The organism is Mesorhizobium sp. M1182 (assembly GCF_040318335.1).
Classification (GTDB): Bacteria; Pseudomonadota; Alphaproteobacteria; order Rhizobiales; family Rhizobiaceae; genus Mesorhizobium.
Map to the genome: position 1 here is coordinate 217,222 of NZ_JAMYMD010000002.1, position 19,297 is coordinate 236,518.

A 19,297-nucleotide genomic window follows, 5' to 3' on the forward strand; every position below is an offset into this window, starting at 1 on the left:
CTCCTTACGCAGCAGCCGACATGTGTGTCGCATCGCTATCCGGACAGGACGCGGCTACCCCTCGCCCGACAGATCCGGCCGCGACTTGTCGAGTTCCTCGGCATAGCGCCGCATCAGGTGGCCTTCGGTCAGCAGCCCGACCACCTTGCGATCGGTGAAATCCTCGACCACCGCCAATTCCTGGGCGCCGGCGCGCTGGAAGGTCTCGGCCGCCGATTGCACGTTCATGCTCGGCACCAGCACAGCATCCCTGAATTTGGCGAAGGACAGCACCGGCAACCATGCCCGCGTGATGCTGCGGCGATAAAGCCCATCTTCACCTCGGGGAACTGCGTTGACGTAAACGTCAACCCGAAGCTATATGCGCCGGCGGCCGTGGCTGTAAAACCAGGCAAGCGGCTTCGGCCAGATCGAAGCGCCGGCGCGCGACAAACGCAAGCAGACGAGGAGAACCGCCATGAGCGTTCAGGAGATTGCCGACAACATCAGGTCGCGCGTGGCGAGTGCCGGGTTCGATCGCTCGGTGAAATTCGACACCGGCAGCGACGGCGTCATCGTTATCGACGGCGCCGATGTCTCGACCACCGATGCGCCGGCCGATTGCACCATAAAGCTGTCGCTCGACGATCTGGACTCGCTGATATCAGGCGACCTCAACCCGACGATGGCCTTCATGTCCGGCAAGATAAAGGTCGAAGGCGACATGAGCGTCGCCATGGCGCTGAGCCAGCTGATCGGCTGATCCACTCCGGTCAGGGATGAAAATAAGCCGCCGTGCAATGGGCGGCTTGTTTCTGATCCGTCACGCAGCGAGCGGCAGCCTCTGTGCCTTCAGCTTGCGCCCTGCCGCCTTCAGAGTGCCTTGCGCGCCGTCGAGCGCGCCGACAACCAGTTCCCGCGCCAGCAGGCGGTGCCGCTCGTAAGGCCCCGGCATGGCCATCGAGCCGGTCTTTGCGGCCGAAAAACCGAAGCGCTCGTAATAGGGCGCGTCGCCGACCAGCAGGATCGCCGCATGGCCAAGCCTCTCGGCCTCAGTGACCGCATGGCGCATCAGCGCCGAGCCGATGCCGGCATTTTTCAGCGCCGGGTCGACCGCAAGCGGGCCGAGCAGCAGCGCTGCCTTGCCGCCCTCGCCCAGCACCACGTCCCACAGCCGCACCGTGCCGGCAACAGTGCCCGACGCATCGCGCGCGACAAAGGCCAGGCCCTCCGAAGGCCGGCGGCCGCGCCGCAGCTTTTCCGACGACTTCTTCCGGCGCTTCGGCCCCATGGCGCGATCGAGCAAAGCCTCGCGCGCCGGGACGTCGGCGGCGCTTTCGGCGACGACCGCAATCTCCCCCCTCGAGGGGGAGATGTCGCCGAAGGCGACAGAGGGGGTTGTCGCGCGTGAAGCGCCGGCCTCCATCTGCGGCAGTAGGCCGAGTCCAGTCGAACCGACCCCCTCCGGCCGCTTCGCGGCCATCTCCCCCTCGAGGGGGGAGATTCCCACGCCTTCAACGATGAGATCTGCAATGTTCATTTCCGCGATCCTTCACAAGCGGATTGTTTCCACAGGCGAGCCCGGGCGGGCGACAGGGGCCCACCGGGGATGATCTGAGCAACTCTTGCGAGCCCTCAGATCACGTAGGATCGGAGAGGCTCGAAGCCGTTGAAGGCGACAGAGGCGTAGGTCGTCGTGTAGGCGCCGGTGCCCTCGATCAGCACCTCGTCGCCGATGGTCAGCGACAAGGGCAGCGGGTACGGCGTCTTTTCGTACATCACGTCGGCCGAATCGCAGGTCGGGCCGGCGAGCACGCAAGGCGCGGTCTCGCTGCCGTCATGCGCGGTGACGATCGGGTAGCGGATCGCCTCGTCCATCGTCTCGGCGAGACCGCCGAACTTGCCGATGTCGAGGAACACCCAGCGCACATTGTCGTTGTCGGCCTTCTTCGAGATCAGCACGACCTCCGATTTGATCACCCCGGCATTGCCGACCATGCCGCGGCCCGGCTCGATGATCGTCTCGGGGATGGCGTTGCCGAAATGCTTCCTGAGCGCCGAGAAGATCGCCTGGCCATAGGCCTGCGCCACCGGCACGTCCCTGAGATAGCGGGTCGGGAAGCCGCCGCCCATATTGACCATCTTCAGCACGATGCCTTCGTCGGCGAGCGTCGCGAACACCTTCTTGGCGTCTGCCAGCGCGCGGTCCCAGGCGGTCAGGTCGGTCTGCTGCGAGCCGACATGGAATGACACGCCATAGGCGTCGAGGCCGAGCGCCCTGGCATGGCGCAGCACGTCGACTGCCATTGCCGGCACACAGCCGAACTTGCGCGACAGCGGCCATTCGGCGCCCTCGCCATCGGTCAGGACGCGGCAGAACACGCGGGCGCCGGGAGCGACGCGAGCGATCTTCTCGACTTCCTCGACGCAGTCCACCGCAAACAGCTTGATGCCGAGCTGGTAGGCGCGCTGGATGTCGCGCTCCTTCTTGATGGTGTTGCCGAAGGAGATGCGGTCCGCCGGCGCACCGGCGTCCATCGCCATCTCGACTTCGGCAACGGAAGCGGTGTCGAAGGACGAGCCCATCGCAGCAAGCAGGCGCAGGATTTCCGGCGCCGGATTTGCTTTCACCGCATAGTAGATCTTGGAATCGGGAAGCGCCTTCTCGAAAGCACGGAAATTGTCGCGCACGACATCGAGGTCGACGACGAGGCACGGGCCGTTCGGACGTCGGGTGGCGAGAAAGTCAAGGATGCGCTGGGTAGCCATCGGGTCTCTCCATCAGCGCCTTTCGGCGCGCACAAAGGCTTGCGGACGCGGGCTCTCGGCCTCGCGAACACGCGGTGGACAAAGGCGGGACGGAAATCCATGGAACCAGCCGGTGGAGACCCCGGAACCATGAAGCGCCGTCTCGCGGCGGTGAACCTTGGCCTTGCCCGGCCTCGGTTCGCTTTGTCTGCCTTGGCTTGGATGGGAGACCCGTCCGCACTGCCGGCAATGAAGGTGTGCCTCTTCAGTAACCCCGATCTTTGGACGACCGGCAGAACACCAGAAAGGCCCGCACCGTCGTTGCTTCAAGGTGTCCTCGGTTGGCGGTTGGCCGCTAAACCGACTGGAGGGGTTGGCTCCAGTTACCTTACCGATTACCCTCACCATTCGAGGATCGGCGGACACCCACAGGCACGTGCGACTTTGGGCAAGCGCGATATAAGATCGAAAGATTTCACAATCAATAAAAATCGTATGGCAGGTTGTAAAATTTGTGGCATCGAACAATGCTGCGGCAACCAGAAGAAAAATGCTGCGGCAAGCACATCCGGATATCGAACGCATGACAGGCACTCGCGGCCCGCTGAACGCTTTTCTCGACCTTGATCAAACCCCTGTAGCCAATGCGAAATCCGGCCCGCTTGCCGGCTTGCGGCTTGCCGTAAAGGACATCTTCGACGTCGCCGGCTACCGCACCGGCTGCGGCAATCCGCAGAAATACCGGGACGCTTCACCGGCCATGGCGACCGCGCCGGCCGTCCAGGCGCTGCTTGATTCGGGCGCCCGCTTCGTCGGCAAGACGCAGACCGACGAACTCGCATTTTCCCTGCTGGGGCTGAACGCGCATTTCCCGTCGCCCATCAACCCGGCAGCACCCGACCGCGTCACCGGCGGCTCGTCCTCCGGTTCTGCCGCGGCAGTCGCCGGCGGGCTGGCCGACATTGCAACCGGATCGGACACCGGCGGCTCGATCCGAGCGCCGGCAAGCTTCTGCGGCCTGATCGGCCTCAGGACGACGCATGGCCGCATCCCGCTCGACGGCACCATGCCGCTGGCGCCTTCGCTGGACACGTTCGGCTGGTTCGCAAGCGACATCGTCATCTACGAAAAGGTCGGCACGGCGCTGCTCGGCGACGATCCGCATTCCCACGAACTGAGACGCCCCGTCGCTCTCGCTGCGCTGGACGGCCTCGTGCTCGGCCCGCACGAGGCCGACGAATATCGCGCCATGCTCCGCAGTGTCGCTTCGGTGCTGGGCGCACCGCGCAGCGTCGGCCCGCTGTCGCATTCGACCGACGATCTCTATTGGTGCTTCCGCAAGCTGCAAGGCTATGAAGCCTGGCAAAGTCACGGCGCCTGGATCGCCGGCGGCGACCGCATGCTGGGACCCGGTGTCAAGGAGCGTTTCGAGCACGGCGCGACAATCGACGCGGCAACCGCGCAATGTGAAACGGAACGTCGCGTTTCGTTTCGCCTCGAACTGGCCGGCCTGCTTGGCGACGACGGCGTTCTTGTGCTTCCGACCGCTCCTGGTGCCGCGCCGCTCAAGGCCGCGTCATTCGACGATTTGCAGACCTATCGCGAGCGGGCGCTGAGACTGCTCTGCCTTTCCGGCCTGTCCGGCTTTCCGCAAATCACGCTGCCGCTCGGCAAGACCGGCGGGGCGCCGTTCGGCCTTTCGCTGCTCGGTCCGAAGAACAGCGACCGGCAGTTGATTGCGCTGGCCGCCCGCATCCTTTCGGCCCACCAAGGAGGCGCATGACATGGATACGCTGACCCGCATGCGCGCCTTCATCGACGTGGTCGAGGCCGAAGGATTTTCGGCGGCGGCGCGCAAGATCGGCCGCTCGAAGGCGCTATTGTCGAAATATGTGCGCGAGCTGGAGGACGAGCTCGGCGCGCTGCTGCTCAACCGCACCACCAGGCAGTTTTCCCTGACCGAGGCCGGCCACACCTATTACCGGCGCGCCTCGGAGATCGTGCGCGAGGTCGACAGCCTTGCCGATGCGGTGCGCGAATCCTCCGGCGACGTGCGCGGCAGGATCAAGCTGTCGGCGCCGCGCACCTTTGCCGACGCGCCGATCGGCCAGTCGCTGATCGACTTCGCCAAGCAGCACCCCGACATCGTGCTCGACATCCATCTCGACGACCGTTTCGTCGATCTGGTCGAGGAGGGCTTCGATCTGGCGGTGCGCATTTCGCGGCTGGAAAATTCCTCGTTGATCGCCAGGCGCCTGGCGCCATTTTCGGTACGGCTTTGCGCGTCTCCTGAACTGATCGCCAGGCACGGCATGCCGGTCAGGCCGCAAGACCTTGCCCGCGTGCCTTGCATCATCGACACCAATGGGCGCTGGCTCACCAACTGGCCGTTCAAAGGCGACAGCGGCGATACGGTGAGCGTTTCGGTTTCCGGCCCGATCGAGGTCAACAGCCCGATGGCGGCAAGGGCCGCTGCCGTGGCTGGATTGGGATTTTCCGTCCTGCCGGATTTCATCGCCGCGCCCGACATCGAAAGCGGCAAGCTGCTGACTGCGCTGGATGACCGCATTCTGCCCGGCGGCGGCATTTTTGCCGTCTATCCGCACCGGCGCTATCTGCCTGCAAAAGTTCGCGTTTTCGTCGACTTCCTGGTGCAGTGGTTCAAGACGCTGGACAACGCATGAGCTTTCAGCCGCGTTGCGGTCCCATTTTCGCCCGCTTTCTGGTAACTGTCGGCAATTCACCGAAGCCGATTGAATCGCGACCGAGAATGCACCTGAAACGGCAAGCAATGATGCTGGCTTCGGCCTTGACCGCGACGTTTGCCGCCGTCGGACCGGCTGAGGTGCATCCCCACGTCTTCGCCGAAGCCCGCCTCGAAGTGGTCCTCGGCCCGGATCACCAAACTGTGAAGGCATTGCGCCATGTCTGGCGCTTCGACGATTTGTTTTCGAGCACGGTGATGATGGAGTTCGACAAGAATTCCGACCTGAAACTCGACGACAAGGAGCTGAAGGATGTCGCCGACACCGTCCATGCCTCGCTTGCCGAATTCAACTATTTCCAGCTCGTCACCGTCGACGGCAAGGACGTGGCAATGACCCCGCCGCCGCATTTGATGGCCAATTTCGACAATGACCAGTTGATCATCCTGTTTGAATCTGAACCGAAGGTACCGATCAAACTGAGCGGCAAGATAGATATCGGCGTCTACGACCCGACCTTCTACACCGCGATCGATTTCACCGAGGATGCCAATCTGCAGGTCGATGGGTTGCCGCCGACCTGCACCAGCAAGGTTGTCCGCCCGAACCCGGACGAGGCGATCGCCCAGAACCAGAAGACCCTGACCGAGGCCTTCTTCAACGATCCGACAGGCACCGACATGAGCAAGATCTTTGCCACCAAGCTTGAACTGACCTGTCAGCCGGAAGGATAGATCCAGTGACCAAACCGTCCCTGCGTTTGGCATTCGGTCTTCTGGCCGCCGCCTTTGTGATGACGCACTTTCTCGGCTCCGCCCACGCCCAGAGTTCACTCGGCATCGGCACCAATGACGGCATGGCTCCAACCGCCACCGGCCCGTTCGCCCACATCCTGATGTGGATCAATCTGCGCCAGCAGGAATTCTATCATGCGCTTGCCGGCGCGATGAAGGCGATGCGCCAGGACGGCAGCAAGTTGTGGCTGCTCATCGGCCTGTCCTTTGCCTATGGCATTTTCCACGCCGCCGGCCCCGGTCACGGCAAGGCGGTGATCTCTTCCTACATGGTGGCCAATGAAGTGGCGCTCCGGCGCGGCATCATGCTGTCCTTCGTCTCGGCCCTGCTGCAGGCGCTGACCGCGATCGTGGTGATGCTGGTCGCCTATTTCTTGCTGCGCGGCACTGCCGTCTCGATGACAGACGCCGCATGGTTCCTTGAAATCATGAGCTATGTCTTCGTCACTCTGTTCGGCGCCTGGCTGCTGTGGCGCAAGGCCGGCCCGGCCATCCTTCGCCTGTTCGGCGCAAATCCGGGCTACAGCCTCTCGGCTGCCCATGCCGGCCATTCACATGCCGGCCATTCACATTCCGCGCATGCCCATGCGGCACATTCCCACGCGCTTGATGCGCATGACCACCACGATCATGCGCATGACCACGGCGCCCACGACCACGCCCATGCTGCGCACGATCACCACAGCCATGCGGCGGGCGAGGTCTGCGAGACGTGCGGACACTCGCATGCCCCCGACCCGGCGCTGCTTTCCGGTGATCGCTTCGATTGGCGCACGGCCTGGTCGGCGGTCGCTGCCGTCGGTATCCGCCCCTGTTCCGGCGCGCTGATCGTGCTGAGCTTCGCCTTGCTGAACGGGCTATGGTTCGGCGGCATCCTTTCGGTGCTGGCCATGGCGCTCGGCACCGCAATCACCGTCTCGGCCCTGGCGACGCTTGCGGTGACCGCCAAGAACTGGGCGGTGTATTTCGCCGGCGACGGCCGCATGGGCAACCGCATCCATTCCTTCGTCGAGATCGGCGGCGCCGCCTTCGTCTTCCTGTTCGGCCTGCTGCTGCTTTCGGCCAGCCTGACTGGCGCCTGACCTCGTTGCGTCCGATCGGGGCGCTTTAACTAGGGATATTGCCCCCCAACTCGTCTTCGATATGGACGCGGATGATCTCGTCGAAGCTCGTTTCGGCGGCAAAGCCAAGCTCCCTCGAGCGCCGCGCCTCGAAGCGCGTCGGCCAGCCCTTGACGATCGCCCAGATCGTCTCGTCGGGCTCCTCGCGGATCAGTTTCACCGCCTTGGCGCCGGCGACACGTTCCAGCGCTTCGATCTGTTCGCCGACGCTGACGGCGACGCCCGGCATCGCCAGGTTGCGGCGCGGGCCGACGGCACTGCCGTCGATCTGAGCCGCATGGATCAGGAAATTCACCGCCGAACGCGGGCTGGCGTGTGTGTGGACGACTGAGCGCGGCACCGGCAGGATCGCTTCATGGCCGCTCAGCGGCTCGCGGATGATACCGGAGAAGAACCCTGAGGCCGCCTTGTTCGGCTTTCCCGGCCTGACGCAGATGGTCGGCAGCCTGATGCCGATGCCGTCGAAGAAACCGCGGCGCGTATAGTCGGCAAGCAGCGCCTCGCCGATCAGCTTCTGCGTGCCGTAGGAGGTCAGCGGCGTCGGGTGGAACTCGTCCGGAATGATGTCGGGAAACGGTGCGCCGAACACGGCGATCGACGAGGTGAAGACGACGCGTGGCGTATAGGCGGCCAAGCGGATGGCATCGAACAGCGCCCTTGTGCCGTCGAGATTGACGCGATAGCCGAGATCGAAATTAGCCTCCGCCTCACCCGACACCACGCCGGCGAGATGGAAGATCACGTCGGGGCGCGGCGCGACCAGATTTGCGGTCGCTCCCGGTGCGACAAGGTCGCCGGTGTGGAGGGTAATGCTGACACCTTCGAGCACCGGCGCTTGCGGCGGCACGATATCGTGAAGGTCGAGCGCGGCGATCTTGCGGCCGCCGAGCGTCCCGTCCTTGGCCAACCTGGCGATGAGTTTGCGGCCGACCATGCCTGCCGCGCCGGTAATCAGAATGCGCATGTCACTTTCCCTTTTTGCGCTGGCTGCGGCTACGCAGCCAGAACACGACGAAGATTGCCACCATGAAGATCGCCGCGACGACACCGGCAAGCACCGTCGAGACCTTGCCGACCGCCAGCATCACTGTTGGAAGATAATAGGCTGCGATGCCGAACAGCAGCAAAACCCAGGCGGCGCCGATCGCCGCATTGCGGGTGTCGCGGTCCATTACGCGGCGCCAGGGTGGCGAGAGTTCATGTCGATCGTTGCCAATGCCCAGAACTCCCGAAGTCAGTGCTAATGGCCGCGGTGCGGTGCCGCATCATGCGCGTGATCGTGCTCGTCATCATGCTCATGGCTGTCCGCACATCGGCCGAATTCCGGTTCAACCGTGGCATGGGCTATGCCATGTTCCGCCGCAAGCCGCTTCTTGATCGCGCTGACCGCCATATGCGCGTCGACGCCGTCATTGAGGCAGGCATGCAACGTCGCCATGTTGCTGGAACCGTCGATCGACCAGACATGCATGTGATGCACCTCGCGCACGCCCTTGATTGTCGCCTCGATGTCCCTGGCGATCAGGTCGCGGTCGAGGCTTGCCGGCACGCCCTCGAGCAGGACGTGGGCGGCTTCGCGCATCAGCGACCAGGCCGTGGACAGGATCAGCAGCGAGACCAGGATCGACAGGATCGGATCGATGGGCGTCCAGCCCGTCGCCAGGATCACCAGCGCCGCGACGATCGCCGCTGCCGAGCCGAGCAGGTCGCCGAGCACGTGCAGGATGGCGCCGCGCATATTCAGGCTGCCGTGGTCGCCGCCATGCAGCACGTAGAACGAGCCGAGATTGACCAGCAGGCCGGCGATGGCAACGACCAGCATCGGCCCGCCGAGCACGGGCTCAGGGGTCAGCAAACGCCCCCAGGCCTCATAGACGATCCACAGCGCAATGGCGAAGATGGCGATGCCGTTGGTGTAGGCGACCAGTGTCTTGACCCGGCCGAAGCCGTAGGTGAGGCGCACGGTCGCCGGCCGGCTCGCAAGGTGAAAGGCATACCAGGCAAGGCCGAGCGCGACGCAATCGGCAAGCATATGGCCGGCATCCGCCAGCAGCGCCAGTGAACCGGTGAAGATGGCGCCCAGCGTCTCCGCGACCATGAAGCCGGCGGTCAGGCAGGCAGCGATCAGCACGCGCTTCTTGTCGGTCGAGCCGTGCACATGACCTGCGCCATGGCTGTGGTCGTGGCCCTGCGCAGCGTGGTCGTGGGTATGCGCCATCTATAGCCCCTGCTAGAGCCTGATCTATCCCGGCAGACTCGGGATGGAGGCTCTGTCTTCTCGTTTGACCATAATCCTATCCGAAAACCGGATACCACTTTTCGGGAGCATGGTCAGGCGCCGAACTCGGCGCGAAAATCCTCGAGCCGCCGCTTCTGCTGGCCATCGCTGTCGAAATTGGCCGGATCGAGCCACGCTTCATAGGCTCTGCGCAGATCAGGCCATTCCTTGTCGATGATCGAATACCACGCGGTATCGCGGTTTTCGCCCTTGACCACAAGATGCTGACGGAAAATGCCCTCGAACTTGAAGCCGAAACGTTCCGCCGCGCGCTTCGACGGCTCGTTGCGATTGTTGCATTTCCATTCGTAGCGGCGGTAGCCAAGCTCGTCGAAGACATACTTCATGAACAGGAACTGCGCTTCCGTCGCCGCCGGCTTTCGCGAGATCAACGGGCCCCAATAGATGTTGCCGATCTCGATGACGCCGTAGGCGGCGTCGATGCGCATCAGCGTCTGGCGCCCGGCGACCTTGCCGCTGGCCTTGTCGATGACCGTGAAGAACAGCGGGTCCTCGCTGGCTTCTGCCTTGTCCAGCCACGGCTGGAAGGCGGCACGGCTCTCCGGCGGGTAGTCTGGCAGCCAGGCGAAGCGGCCGCCGGCATCGGCCACCGACGAGGCCTCGAACAGGCCGTCACCGTGTTTTTCGGCGTTGAGCGGCTCCAGCCTGACAGTTCGCCCCTCCAGCACCTTGCGTTCGGGCCGCGGGCGCGGTTGCCAATTCTTGAGATTTTCCGACACCGAAAACTCCAATCCGTTTGACTTTTGCGGGCGGACGCTCACAAAAACGCACGCTCGCTGAAAGAACCACACGGACGGGAAAAATGCTCCACACGATTTCGGCCTTCGACCGCCTCGGCGAGGAAAATGCGTTCGCGGTGCTGGCGCGTGCCACGGCACTTGCCCACCAGGGCCGCGATATTGTCAATCTCGGCATCGGCCAGCCCGACTTCAAGACGCCGCAGCACATCGTCGAGGCCGCGATCAAGGCGCTGCGCGATGGCCATCACGGCTATACGCCGGCCAACGGCCTGCTGGCGACGCGCGAAGCGGTGGTACGCCGCACGCTGGCCACCACCGGCGTCGAAGTCTCGCCCGAAGCGGTGATGATCCTGCCCGGCGGCAAGCCGACCATGTTCGCGGCGATCCTGATGTTCGGCGAGCCGGGCGCCGAAATCCTCTATCCCGATCCCGGCTTTCCGATCTACCGCTCGATGATCGAGTTCACCGGTGCTGCCCCCATCCCGGTGCCGATGCGCGAGGAGAACGGCTTTGCCTTTTCGGCCGCGGAGACACTGGCGCTGATCACCCCGAAGACCAGGCTGCTGATCCTCAACTCGCCCGCCAACCCGACCGGCGGCGTCACGCCGCGCGCCGAGATTGAAAAGCTGGTCAAGGGGCTGCAAGCGCACCCGGACGTCGCCATCCTCTCCGACGAGATCTACGACGTGATGACCTATGACGGCGAGACGCACTGTTCGCTGCTCGCCTTCCCCGAAATCCGTGATCGGCTGATCGTGCTCAACGGCTGGTCGAAGACCTGGGCGATGACCGGCTGGCGCATGGGCTGGTCGATCTGGCCGAACGGCGACAAGGGCGCGCATCTCTATGACAAGGTGCGCAAGCTGGCGGTCAATTGCTGGTCCTGCGTCAACGCGCCGAGCCAGTATGCCGGCATAGCCGCCATCGACGGCCCGCAGGACGACGTCGACAAGATGATGCGCGCCTTCGACCGCCGCAGGAAGGTCGCGGTCGAGGGGTTGAATGCCTTGCCGGGCGTTTCATGCATCACGCCGAAAGGCGCCTTCTATGCCTTCCCCAATGTTTCCAAGACCGGCTGGAAGGCCAAGAAGCTCGCCTCGGCGCTGCTCGAGGATGCCGGCGTGGCGCTGATCGGCGGCCCCGATTTCGGCATTCTCGGCGAAGGCTATGTCAGGCTGTCCTACGCGAATTCCGAAGAGAACATCCTGCGCGCGCTGGAGCGGATCGAGGCGTTCCTGGCGAAGTGAGGACGACGAAAGGAGACGCCAGATGTTCTATGCCATTCTTGCCTATCACGAGGAAGAAGCGATCACGGCACTGACGCCTGAGCAGGATGCGGCGCTGATGACCGATCTTCTCCAGATCAACGATCGGCTCTACCGGCAAGGCACCCTTGGGCCGGCGGCCCGGCTCGGCGCGACACAAGACGCCTGCACCTTGCGCGGGCCAGGCACCGGAATGGTTATCGACGGCCCCTTTGCCGAGACCAAGGAACAATTGCTGGGGCTCTATGTCGTCGACTGCGCCAACCGTGACGCCGCCATCGACATTGCGCGCGACCTTCGCCGCGTCAATCCGACCGCCGTCTACGAAATCCGCCCGATTTCGCTCTATCTTCCCGGCGTGCCGCTTCCGGTCACCCGGCCCTAGGACGTAGACTCATAGCTACGTGGCCAGATGCGGATTGCGACCAGTTTTAGGGCGGCAAGAAAGTTCTCAGCCAGCTTGTCGTAGCGCGTCGCGATGCGACGGAACTGTTTGGCTTTGTTGAAGAAGCGCTCGATCAGGTTACGGGCTTTGTATAGGAAGGGCTGAAGCAGATCGGGGCCTTGCGATAGGCTTTGGGCGGGATATTGGCCCAAGTGTTCTGGTCGGTGATGGCAGTGCGCAATGCGTTGGCATCGTAGCCCTTGTCGGCGAGCAGCATCGCACCTTCAGGCAAATCTTTGATCAAGTCCGCTGCGGAGGCAGACATTTGGCTATGAAAGTGCCGTCCAGACCACACTCTCAAGATCGGGAGAGTAGCGGGCGATGATAGCCTCTTGATCATTTTCCTGCGTGAGAATTATCTGCTTCCCAGTAGCATCACCGAGCAATCGCATAAAGCGGTCAAGCTTCTCAACCTCGGTTTTTCCGCTGACTTGCCTTGGATCGAAGTCGAACTCAATTTCGACAGCGCTGAAGAAGTGACATGCAAGCTGGATTGGCCCGACGTAAAAAGACAGTAAGCTGCCAGTTTCGCTTTCCAGGGCCGCTTCGACGCCCAAAGGCATCGACTCGATCTTGCCGGAGACGCTGAAACTCGCAGGCGGGGTCCATTCGAGGAGGATGTCCCAGACGACCTGCCAATCTGCCTCAGACGTGTTCAGAACGTAGATGTCTCGCCAGTAGCCGTCCCAAGCGAAATCCGATGCTATCTGTTCCCAATTCATGCAGGAACCATTCTCTATGAATGCAGTTCTAGCATGACATACGCCATGAGCGCTTTCCACAAATCCCAAGCCCGCTTTCCACCTATCCCGGTCATTCCGCATTTATGAGTTTACGGCCTAGTCTTGTGCATGTCGCCCAAAAGTGCGCAGCGGTTTTGGGACAACGACATTTATGCAACCTGGACCGGTTGCCTACCCTCGCCCGACAAATGGCATCTTCGTCGCCATCACGGTCATGAACAGCACGTTGGCGTCGAGCGGCAGGCTGGCCATATGGAGGACGGCATCGGCGACGCGCTCGACATCCATCACTGCTTCGGCGGCAATGGTGCCGTTGGCTTGCGGCACGCCGACCGTCATCGCCTGCGCCATGTCGGTCAGCGCGTTGCCGATGTCGATCTGGCCGCAAGCAATGTCGAAGGGCCTGCCGTCCAGCGCCAGCGTCTTGGTCAGCCCGGTGATGGCGTGCTTGGTCGCCGTATAGGGCACCGAGCCCGGCCGTGGCGCATAGGCCGATACCGAGCCGTTGTTGATGATGCGGCCGCCCATCGGCTGCTGCCTGCGCATGGCGCCGAACGCGGCGCGAGCACACAGGAACGAGCCGGTGAGATTGACCCCGACGATGTCGTTCCACACTTCGACCGGGATGTCGTCGATCAATGTCGATTTGTAGCTCGTGCCGGCATTGTTGAAGAGCAGGTCGACGCGCCCGAAAGCCGCCGCCACCGTCTCGAACAGATCGTCGACCTGATCGGCCTTGCTGATGTCGCAGGCGAAGGCCAATGCCTTGGCCTGCGTCGGCCCGGCCGCGGCGATCGCATCCTCCAGCACCGGCTTGCGGCGACCGCAGAAGACCGTATTCCAGCCGGCCTTGAGCAGCGCCGTGGCGACGCTTTTGCCGATGCCCGTGCCGGCGCCGGTGACGATGGCGGTTTTATAGTCGGTCATGGCTGTACTCCCTGAAAGAGATGAGGCATCGCAAATGACGGGAACCATGGCAAGCCGGCCCAAAGCCTGTGCTCACAAAAAGGGCGGCCGTTGGCGACCGCCCCTGATCCGAACCGGGCATGGGAGGAGGAAAGCCGATCCGACTGACTGAAATCATGCGCTCACCGGATTAACGAGAAGCTAACGCCAACGGCGCCGAGCTCCGAGGCTTCCTCTTCGAGCTACCAGCGCGAGCCTGCGACCGGCTTGGCCGTGCTGCCCGCTACCGGCACCTTCGCCGCCGTCACCGTCGCCTCGACATGGTCGACCAGCGCATCCGGCAGGCCGAGACGGCCGGCAAGCAGGTCGAGATAGCCGCGTTCGGCCCGCGTGTCCGGATCGATGGCAAGACGCGAGGCGGTGTAGAGTTCCAGCTTTTGCGCATCGGTCTTGGCCCCGGCGATCAGCACATCCAGATCGAGCGGCGCCTCCAGTTCCGACATCAGGAATTTCTCCGCTTCGGCGCCGACGCCGGCGAGGCTGAGCTTGCCGGCGATCTTCTGCCGCTCTTCGTCATCGACGTGACCGTCGGCCTTCGCCGCCGAGATCATCGCCCTGACCAGCGTCAGCGTGAATTCGTCTTCGCCCTGCGGCGCTTGCGACGGATGGAAGGCGGTATCGGCCGGCGGCGGCAGCAATTCCGGTTCGCCTGCAGCTTGCGTCTCGGCCGGCGCGTTGCCGTTCTTGTAGTTCTGGTAGGCCTTGTAGGCGAGGCCGCCGATCGCAGCCAACCCACCAAGCTTCACCGCCGCACCGGTGACCTGGCGGCCTGGGCCGGTTCCGAGCAGCACCGCGGCCAGCGCACCGGCTGCAAGCGGATTGTCCTTGGCCATCTGCACCGCCTGCCCGGCCTTGTAGCGGACGGTTGATCCGGTGCCGGGGACTTGCGAGCCGAGCAGATCGTCGAGGAGCTTCTTGGGATCGAACATCTATGCCTCCAGAATTGGCCCGGCCGAAGGTGCGCGGGCAGGGTTTCGACGTCGAAGACCTAGGTCCCGCAGTTTGACATTACAATGACGCGGCGCGTCCTTTTGCCCGCTGCCACGCATGACCTCGCACCGACATCTGCTTGGATTTCACGCGGAAATTATAGTGCTGCAGCCTCCTTCCGCGTCAAAAAACGCGCGGTGCTGTGGACATCGGACGTGTCGAAACCAGCTTCGACTTCGAGTAATGTCCGGCATGTCGCTTGAGAGGAGCCTGGCATGACCGATGAGACAGACCGCCAGCCGGCACGCGATCCCCAGGAGCTGGAGCGCCTGTTGATTTCGCGGCAATGGGTCGGAGACATTGACGGCATGGCCGCGCTTTTTGAGCCGCATGCAGTCATCGACAGCGGTGGCGGACACCTGACGTTCGGCCGCGAAGCCATCCGGGCACTGTTCGCGGAGATCACCGCAACCGGCCGAAAATTTCAGTCCGAAGATCAGCGCCCGGCTATCATCAATGGCGACCTGGCGCTGACCTCGACCCGGCTTCCCGACGGCACCATCACCACCGAGGTCGCGCGCCGGCAGAGCGACGGGACATGGCTGTGGGTCATCGATCGTTTCTCTGTTGCTTGACGTGAAGTTGCTTAACGTGAAGCTAACTTCCGATGTGGCGGTCGCCGCGTGCTTGCGCCAGCTCGACCTGGTGCTGGCGCTCGGCGTAGCGGGCGCGATCTTCGTCCGAGCGGGCATCGAAGCAATGCGGGCATGAAACGCCGGTGGCATATTGCGGCGACAGCCGGTCTTCCGCGGCTAGCGGATGCCGGCAGGCGCGGCAGAGTTCGGCCTCGCCTTCGACCAGCCCGTGCGATACCGAAACGCGCTCGTCGAAGACGAAGCATTCGCCTTGCCAGAGGCTCTGTTCGGCGGGCACATCCTCGAGATATTTCAGAATGCCGCCCTTGAGGTGGAACACATCCTCCAAACCGAGCGACTTCACATAGGCTGTCGCTTTCTCGCAGCGAATGCCGCCGGTGCAGAACATGGCGACCTTGCGCCGGTCGAGCTCGTGCCGATGCTGCTCGACCCAGGCCGGGAATTCGCGGAAGCTGTTGGTGGCGGGATCGACAGCGCCCTTGAAGGTGCCGAGCGACACCTCGTAGGCATTGCGCGTGTCGATGACGATGGTGCCCGTATCCGAGATCAGTGCATTCCAGTCGGCCGGCGCGACATAGGTGCCTGCACCTGCCGCCGGATCGATATTCTCCACGCCCATGGTGACGATCTCGCGCTTCAACCGCACCTTCATGCGGTGGAACGGCATCGTTGCGGCGTTGCTGTATTTGATCTCGAGGCCGGCGAGACCGTCGATGGATTCGAGATGATCGATGAGCGCCGCGATTGCCGGTTCACTGCCGGCGACCGTGCCGTTGATGCCCTCACGCGCCAACAGCAGCGTGCCTTTGATGCCGCGTGCGCAGCAGAAGGCGGCGAGCGGCGCGCGCAGCGCCTCGAAGGTGTCGAGCCGGGCGAAGCGGTAAAGCGCGGCAACGCGGAAGGCTTGGCTGGGAAGTGTCATCACCAAGCCACTAGACGCTCACGACAGCCGGATCAAGGCAGAGCCGGGAGCGGTCTGACCGCGGAAGGTTTCGAACACCACGCGTGACATCGCGACACGCCGCGTTTCGTGGACAGAAAAACCGCCTTCTGCTAACCGGTCGACTTGATCAACAGAGGAGAGAGACGACGAATGCCCAGCACGACCGAAAAGCTCCTGTCGCTCCTCAACGGCCAGCCGGTCATACCGGTGCTGAAGATCGCCAATCCCGCCGACGCGGTGCCGCTGGCCCGGGCGCTGGCCCGCGGCGGCCTGCCGGCGATCGAGATCACGCTGCGCACCGCCGACGCGCTGGAGGCGATCCGCCGGGTGGCGGGCGAGGTTGAAGACGCCGTCGTCGGCGCCGGCACCATCCTGGACGCCCGGCAGTTCGGCGAGGCGGCGGCCGCCGGTTCGAAGTTCATCGTCAGCCCCGGCATCACCCGCGAGCTTCTCGCGGCAGCCAAGGACAGCGACGTGCCGTTGCTGCCCGGCGCCATCACGCCGGGAGAGGTCATGGCCGCCCGCGAAGCCGGCCTGCGCTTTCTGAAATTCTTCCCGGCCGAACAGTCGGGCGGCATCGCTTCGCTCAAGGCTTTCGCCTCGCCGCTTGCCGACGTGAAATTCTGCCCGACCGGCGGTATCACCGGCAAGAATGCCGCGGACTACCTCAGCCTGCCCAACGTCATCTGCGTCGGCGGTTCCTGGGTGGCGCCGGACGATCTGGTCAAGGCCGGCAAATGGGACGAGATCGAAGCCTTGGCGCGCGCGGCAAGCAAGCTCGGGCGCTAGCATCTTCTGCATCAAAAGCCGCCGCCGATCTGGTTCGCCGGGCTGGTTCCCGCTCATGGGCTCGAACCACGATTCACGCCTTCAAAGGGCGCTGTCCTACCATTAGACGAAGCGGGAGAATGCCGACCAGTGGTTAGCATCCCTGGATGAAGGAAGCCAGTGCCGGCGGTGGAGGCCGCGCGAGGTGCCCAGCGCGGCCTACTCGGTCTTGAAGCGGGCAACCGACATGAACTTGACGGCTTTGCCGGTGAACCGGTTTGCGTCGGCCATCTCGTTGCCCGGCTGGAAGCCTATCGTATAGACCTCGCTCGGTGCCGTACGGACGAAGTCGTAGGCGTAGCGCGGCGCCGTTGTCGCATCTGAAACAGCTGCGACATACTCACCGCTGTGCAGCGCCCACCGGGCGGCCTGCGGCGCGGCGGCGACCACCACCGGCTTGGGGCCGGGCTTCAGGTCGCGGGCGGTGGCCCTGGGTTCCTTGCGTGTGGTCTTCACGCCTGCACCGATGACGGCGGCCGGATCGGAGCCGGCCGGGCGGGCAACGATGGCCTCGCGCGGCGATGCCCCGTCGCTCGATGCCCCGTCGTCGCTCGCCGGTTCCTCGAACACCGATGCTTGCTCGGAAAGCGACGCGACCTTGTATTCGTCGGTCGCGCTGACCCTTTCCAGAACGGCCTTGACCTCGTCGGGCTGGGAACTGTCGGGCCGCGCCGACGGCAACACCGAGAATGCGTCGGTGGCGGTGTTGCTCCGCTCGGCCGCACTCGCCAGCGCCAGCAACACTTGCTTGTCCTGCGGCGCAAGACTAGCAGGCGAAAGATCGGCCGGCAGCGAATGATCGGGCCGCCAGCTCGGCACGGGAATGTTGTTTGCAGCGACCTGCACCGGGCCGGCCGCAGCAGACGGGTCTGCTATGCCGAACGGAACATTTGCCGGCGCCACACTTGCCGGCGCTTGCGCGGTCGCCACCGCCTGTTCAGTCGATCCAGCCGCATCCGCCACGCCGAACGGAACGTTCTCAGGCGGCTGGCCGCCGACGTCCGTCTTCGGGCGCGGAGCAAAATCCGGCAGCGGGATGCTGCGGGCAGGCAATGCCGCGATGATCGTCTCCGGCGTGTCATCCTCCGGTTCAGGCGCAGGCGCCGGAGCATCGGCGACTTCCGGAATCTGAGCGCGCTTGGCATCCTGAGGCGCGACGATGGCAATGCCAGGCAGGTTGCTGCTCTTGGCGGACGGCGCCGGCTTCACGTTACGGGGCTTTGGCGCCGGCTCGGCCATCGCCACGTCGGCGCTGTCGTCCGCCTCGTCGTCGCCACCGCCGAACAAGGCTGCCAGGAACCCACGGGATTTTTTGCCGCCGCCGCTTGCGCTGGCCAGTTCGATGGCCGGTGCGCCGGCGCCCTTGCGGGCCTTGTAGGAGGCGAGCGCCTGTTGATAACCAGGCAGCGGCTTGCCGTCGCTCGGCACATGCAGCGTCTTGCCGTTGGGGAACACGCGCGCCAGTTCCTGGCGGCTGATGCCGGGCCAGTGGCGCACATTGCCGACATCCATATGCACGAAGGGCGAGCCGGAGCTGGGGTAGTAGCCGACGCCGCCGCCCTGCATCCTGAGGCCGACGTCGCGCAGCTTCTTCAGCGGCACGCCGGGAATATAGAAATCCATCGCCCTGCCGAGCATGTGCTGGCTTTTTTCGGCGACGCCCCTGCTGCGGCTGCGCAGCATCGAATTCGTGGCCGGCGAACGATAGCCGCAGACGACCTGTATGTAGTCGGTGGCGCCGCTCTCCCGATAGGCCTCCCAGACCAGGTCCAGCAGGCGCGGATCCATCTTGGTCGGCTCGTTGCGACGCCAGTCGCGCAGGATGATGTTGATCTTTCGCAAGCCCGCCTGGTCGTAGCGGCCGTTGCGCTTGTAGACGATCTCCGCCTTTTCATGCGTGTGGAGATGATAGAGCTTCAGCGAACGTGTCTCGGCGCTGGCGCCGGTTGCCGCCGCTGCAAGGAACCCGACGGCAACAATCACCGCTGCCAGCCATCTCGGCCAGACGCTCATGTGATAATGCCGCCCGTTTTCGTGTCGTTCGATTCTGTTCAAATCAAAAGGCCTTGCAGGCTGCCGTTTTGTCCCCGGATTTGACCAAACGGATGCGTGGTGTGTGCATCCGAATATCGATC

General features: G+C 63.9%; 20 protein-coding genes, 1 tRNA gene and 2 pseudogenes. 9 read left to right on the forward strand and 14 right to left on the reverse strand.

The annotated features are described in order from the left end of the window. Nucleotides 1-54: 54 nt before the first annotated feature. A pseudogene (locus NKH33_RS03580) lies at nucleotides 55-255 on the reverse strand (chloride channel protein); the annotation flags it as partial. 202 nt (nucleotides 256-457) lie between these two features. On the opposite strand from NKH33_RS03580, the gene NKH33_RS03585 reads away from it, so the two are divergent. After that, nucleotides 458-742, forward strand: a complete 285-nt coding sequence (locus tag NKH33_RS03585; protein WP_352448193.1) for an SCP2 sterol-binding domain-containing protein — start codon at nucleotides 458-460, stop codon at nucleotides 740-742. Between the two features lie 60 nt (nucleotides 743-802). Here the strand turns inward: NKH33_RS03585 and NKH33_RS03590 are convergent, their stop codons facing one another. Both NKH33_RS03590 and odc2 read right to left on the reverse strand, forming a co-directional pair. Next, nucleotides 803-1,405: a GNAT family N-acetyltransferase gene (locus tag NKH33_RS03590; RefSeq protein WP_352918374.1), complete on the reverse strand. Its 603-nt coding sequence runs from the start codon at nucleotides 1,403-1,405 to the stop codon at nucleotides 803-805. A 209-nt stretch (nucleotides 1,406-1,614) separates the two neighbouring features. Next, nucleotides 1,615-2,748, reverse strand: coding sequence for an ornithine/lysine decarboxylase (gene odc2 / locus NKH33_RS03595; RefSeq protein WP_352612858.1), 1,134 nt, complete (start codon nucleotides 2,746-2,748; stop codon nucleotides 1,615-1,617). A 562-nt stretch (nucleotides 2,749-3,310) separates the two neighbouring features. Between odc2 and NKH33_RS03600 the strand changes: the two genes are divergently transcribed. From NKH33_RS03600 to NKH33_RS03615, 4 genes are all read left to right on the forward strand, one after another. Further along, nucleotides 3,311-4,510: an amidase gene (locus NKH33_RS03600; protein WP_352918225.1), complete on the forward strand. Its 1,200-nt coding sequence runs from the start codon at nucleotides 3,311-3,313 to the stop codon at nucleotides 4,508-4,510. 1 nt (nucleotide 4,511) lies between these two features. Then, the gene (locus tag NKH33_RS03605) at nucleotides 4,512-5,411 is read left to right on the forward strand and encodes a LysR family transcriptional regulator (protein ID WP_352469556.1); all 900 of its coding nucleotides are present in this window, start codon (nucleotides 4,512-4,514) and stop codon (nucleotides 5,409-5,411) included. Nucleotides 5,412-5,497: 86 nt separating this feature from the next. Beyond that, nucleotides 5,498-6,166, forward strand: a complete 669-nt coding sequence (locus NKH33_RS03610) for a DUF1007 family protein (RefSeq protein WP_352564924.1) — start codon at nucleotides 5,498-5,500, stop codon at nucleotides 6,164-6,166. Beyond that, on the forward strand, nucleotides 6,163-7,308 hold the full coding sequence (locus NKH33_RS03615; protein ID WP_352539487.1) for a nickel/cobalt transporter: 1,146 nt from the start codon (nucleotides 6,163-6,165) through the stop codon (nucleotides 7,306-7,308). Before NKH33_RS03610 ends, NKH33_RS03615 begins: the two co-directional genes overlap by 4 nt. Before the next feature lie 25 nt (nucleotides 7,309-7,333). Here NKH33_RS03615 and denD read toward each other — a convergent pair whose 3' ends face one another. The 4 genes from denD to NKH33_RS03635 form a co-directional block, all read right to left on the reverse strand. After that, nucleotides 7,334-8,311 (reverse strand): D-erythronate dehydrogenase, encoded by a 978-nt coding sequence (gene denD, locus NKH33_RS03620; RefSeq protein WP_352918226.1) that lies wholly within the window; start codon nucleotides 8,309-8,311, stop codon nucleotides 7,334-7,336. A 1-nt stretch (nucleotide 8,312) separates the two neighbouring features. Then, nucleotides 8,313-8,519, reverse strand: coding sequence for a hypothetical protein (locus NKH33_RS03625; RefSeq protein WP_352448198.1), 207 nt, complete (start codon nucleotides 8,517-8,519; stop codon nucleotides 8,313-8,315). Between the two features lie 68 nt (nucleotides 8,520-8,587). Then, nucleotides 8,588-9,565: a cation diffusion facilitator family transporter gene (locus NKH33_RS03630; RefSeq protein ID WP_352918227.1), complete on the reverse strand. Its 978-nt coding sequence runs from the start codon at nucleotides 9,563-9,565 to the stop codon at nucleotides 8,588-8,590. A gap of 113 nt (nucleotides 9,566-9,678) precedes the next feature. Further along, nucleotides 9,679-10,365: a GNAT family N-acetyltransferase gene (locus tag NKH33_RS03635; protein WP_352918228.1), complete on the reverse strand. Its 687-nt coding sequence runs from the start codon at nucleotides 10,363-10,365 to the stop codon at nucleotides 9,679-9,681. Nucleotides 10,366-10,448: 83 nt separating this feature from the next. Between NKH33_RS03635 and NKH33_RS03640 the strand changes: the two genes are divergently transcribed. Together NKH33_RS03640 and NKH33_RS03645 are read left to right on the forward strand one after the other, a co-directional pair. Then, entirely contained in the window at nucleotides 10,449-11,633 is a 1,185-nt protein-coding gene (locus tag NKH33_RS03640; protein ID WP_352918230.1) for a pyridoxal phosphate-dependent aminotransferase, read from the forward strand. Between the two features lie 22 nt (nucleotides 11,634-11,655). After that, nucleotides 11,656-12,036, forward strand: coding sequence for a YciI family protein (locus NKH33_RS03645; protein ID WP_254816974.1), 381 nt, complete (start codon nucleotides 11,656-11,658; stop codon nucleotides 12,034-12,036). Here NKH33_RS03645 and NKH33_RS03650 read toward each other — a convergent pair. From NKH33_RS03650 to NKH33_RS03665, 4 genes and pseudogenes are all read right to left on the reverse strand, one after another. Continuing rightward, nucleotides 12,033-12,340, reverse strand: a pseudogene (locus NKH33_RS03650) (transposase); the annotation flags it as partial. The gene NKH33_RS03645 and the pseudogene NKH33_RS03650 overlap by 4 nt on opposite strands. 25 nt (nucleotides 12,341-12,365) lie before the next feature. After that, nucleotides 12,366-12,818, reverse strand: a complete 453-nt coding sequence (locus tag NKH33_RS03655; protein ID WP_023680980.1) for a hypothetical protein — start codon at nucleotides 12,816-12,818, stop codon at nucleotides 12,366-12,368. Between the two features lie 192 nt (nucleotides 12,819-13,010). Further along, entirely contained in the window at nucleotides 13,011-13,766 is a 756-nt protein-coding gene (locus tag NKH33_RS03660; RefSeq protein WP_352478254.1) for an SDR family oxidoreductase, read from the reverse strand. A 221-nt stretch (nucleotides 13,767-13,987) separates the two neighbouring features. Then, nucleotides 13,988-14,734 carry a tellurite resistance TerB family protein gene (locus NKH33_RS03665; protein WP_352918231.1) on the reverse strand — a complete coding sequence of 249 codons (747 nt, stop codon included), beginning with the start codon at nucleotides 14,732-14,734 and terminating at the stop codon, nucleotides 13,988-13,990. Between the two features lie 276 nt (nucleotides 14,735-15,010). On the opposite strand from NKH33_RS03665, the gene NKH33_RS03670 reads away from it, so the two are divergent. Further along, on the forward strand, nucleotides 15,011-15,370 hold the full coding sequence (locus tag NKH33_RS03670; protein WP_352918233.1) for a YybH family protein: 360 nt from the start codon (nucleotides 15,011-15,013) through the stop codon (nucleotides 15,368-15,370). A 22-nt stretch (nucleotides 15,371-15,392) separates the two neighbouring features. On the opposite strand, the gene trhO is transcribed toward NKH33_RS03670, so the two are convergent. Then, the gene (gene trhO, locus NKH33_RS03675; protein ID WP_502896418.1) at nucleotides 15,393-16,313 is read right to left on the reverse strand and encodes an oxygen-dependent tRNA uridine(34) hydroxylase TrhO; all 921 of its coding nucleotides are present in this window, start codon (nucleotides 16,311-16,313) and stop codon (nucleotides 15,393-15,395) included. A 171-nt stretch (nucleotides 16,314-16,484) separates the two neighbouring features. Between trhO and NKH33_RS03680 the strand changes: the two genes are divergently transcribed. Then, a complete protein-coding gene (locus tag NKH33_RS03680; protein ID WP_352469543.1) occupies nucleotides 16,485-17,123 on the forward strand; it encodes a 2-dehydro-3-deoxy-phosphogluconate aldolase in 639 nt (212 codons plus the stop codon). 43 nt (nucleotides 17,124-17,166) lie between these two features. On the opposite strand, the gene NKH33_RS03685 is transcribed toward NKH33_RS03680, so the two are convergent. Then, nucleotides 17,167-17,240: transfer RNA gene (locus NKH33_RS03685), tRNA-Gln, on the reverse strand. 81 nt (nucleotides 17,241-17,321) lie between these two features. Then, a complete protein-coding gene (gene mepK / locus NKH33_RS03690) occupies nucleotides 17,322-19,175 on the reverse strand; it encodes a peptidoglycan L,D-endopeptidase MepK (RefSeq protein ID WP_352918237.1) in 1,854 nt (617 codons plus the stop codon). Nucleotides 19,176-19,297: the final 122 nt, after the last annotated feature.

Bases quoted from the DNA above. Each gene is read 5' to 3' on its own strand.
- NKH33_RS03585 (WP_352448193.1), top strand. From the start codon at position 458: ATGAGCGTTCAGGAGATTGCCGACAACATCAGGTCGCGCGTGGCGAGT.
- NKH33_RS03590 (WP_352918374.1), bottom strand. From the start codon at position 1,405: ATGGAGGCCGGCGCTTCACGCGCGACAACCCCCTCTGTCGCCTTCGGC.
- odc2 (WP_352612858.1), bottom strand. From the start codon at position 2,748: ATGGCTACCCAGCGCATCCTTGACTTTCTCGCCACCCGACGTCCGAAC.
- NKH33_RS03600 (WP_352918225.1), top strand. From the start codon at position 3,311: ATGACAGGCACTCGCGGCCCGCTGAACGCTTTTCTCGACCTTGATCAA.
- NKH33_RS03605 (WP_352469556.1), top strand. From the start codon at position 4,512: ATGGATACGCTGACCCGCATGCGCGCCTTCATCGACGTGGTCGAGGCC.
- NKH33_RS03610 (WP_352564924.1), top strand. From the start codon at position 5,498: ATGCACCTGAAACGGCAAGCAATGATGCTGGCTTCGGCCTTGACCGCG.
- denD (WP_352918226.1), bottom strand. From the start codon at position 8,311: ATGCGCATTCTGATTACCGGCGCGGCAGGCATGGTCGGCCGCAAACTC.
- NKH33_RS03625 (WP_352448198.1), bottom strand. From the start codon at position 8,519: ATGGACCGCGACACCCGCAATGCGGCGATCGGCGCCGCCTGGGTTTTG.
- NKH33_RS03630 (WP_352918227.1), bottom strand. From the start codon at position 9,565: ATGGCGCATACCCACGACCACGCTGCGCAGGGCCACGACCACAGCCAT.
- NKH33_RS03640 (WP_352918230.1), top strand. From the start codon at position 10,449: ATGCTCCACACGATTTCGGCCTTCGACCGCCTCGGCGAGGAAAATGCG.
- NKH33_RS03645 (WP_254816974.1), top strand. From the start codon at position 11,656: ATGTTCTATGCCATTCTTGCCTATCACGAGGAAGAAGCGATCACGGCA.
- NKH33_RS03655 (WP_023680980.1), bottom strand. From the start codon at position 12,818: ATGAATTGGGAACAGATAGCATCGGATTTCGCTTGGGACGGCTACTGG.
- NKH33_RS03660 (WP_352478254.1), bottom strand. From the start codon at position 13,766: ATGACCGACTATAAAACCGCCATCGTCACCGGCGCCGGCACGGGCATC.
- NKH33_RS03665 (WP_352918231.1), bottom strand. From the start codon at position 14,734: ATGTTCGATCCCAAGAAGCTCCTCGACGATCTGCTCGGCTCGCAAGTC.
- NKH33_RS03670 (WP_352918233.1), top strand. From the start codon at position 15,011: ATGACCGATGAGACAGACCGCCAGCCGGCACGCGATCCCCAGGAGCTG.
- trhO (WP_502896418.1), bottom strand. From the start codon at position 16,313: ATGACACTTCCCAGCCAAGCCTTCCGCGTTGCCGCGCTTTACCGCTTC.
- NKH33_RS03680 (WP_352469543.1), top strand. From the start codon at position 16,485: ATGCCCAGCACGACCGAAAAGCTCCTGTCGCTCCTCAACGGCCAGCCG.
- mepK (WP_352918237.1), bottom strand. From the start codon at position 19,175: ATGAGCGTCTGGCCGAGATGGCTGGCAGCGGTGATTGTTGCCGTCGGG.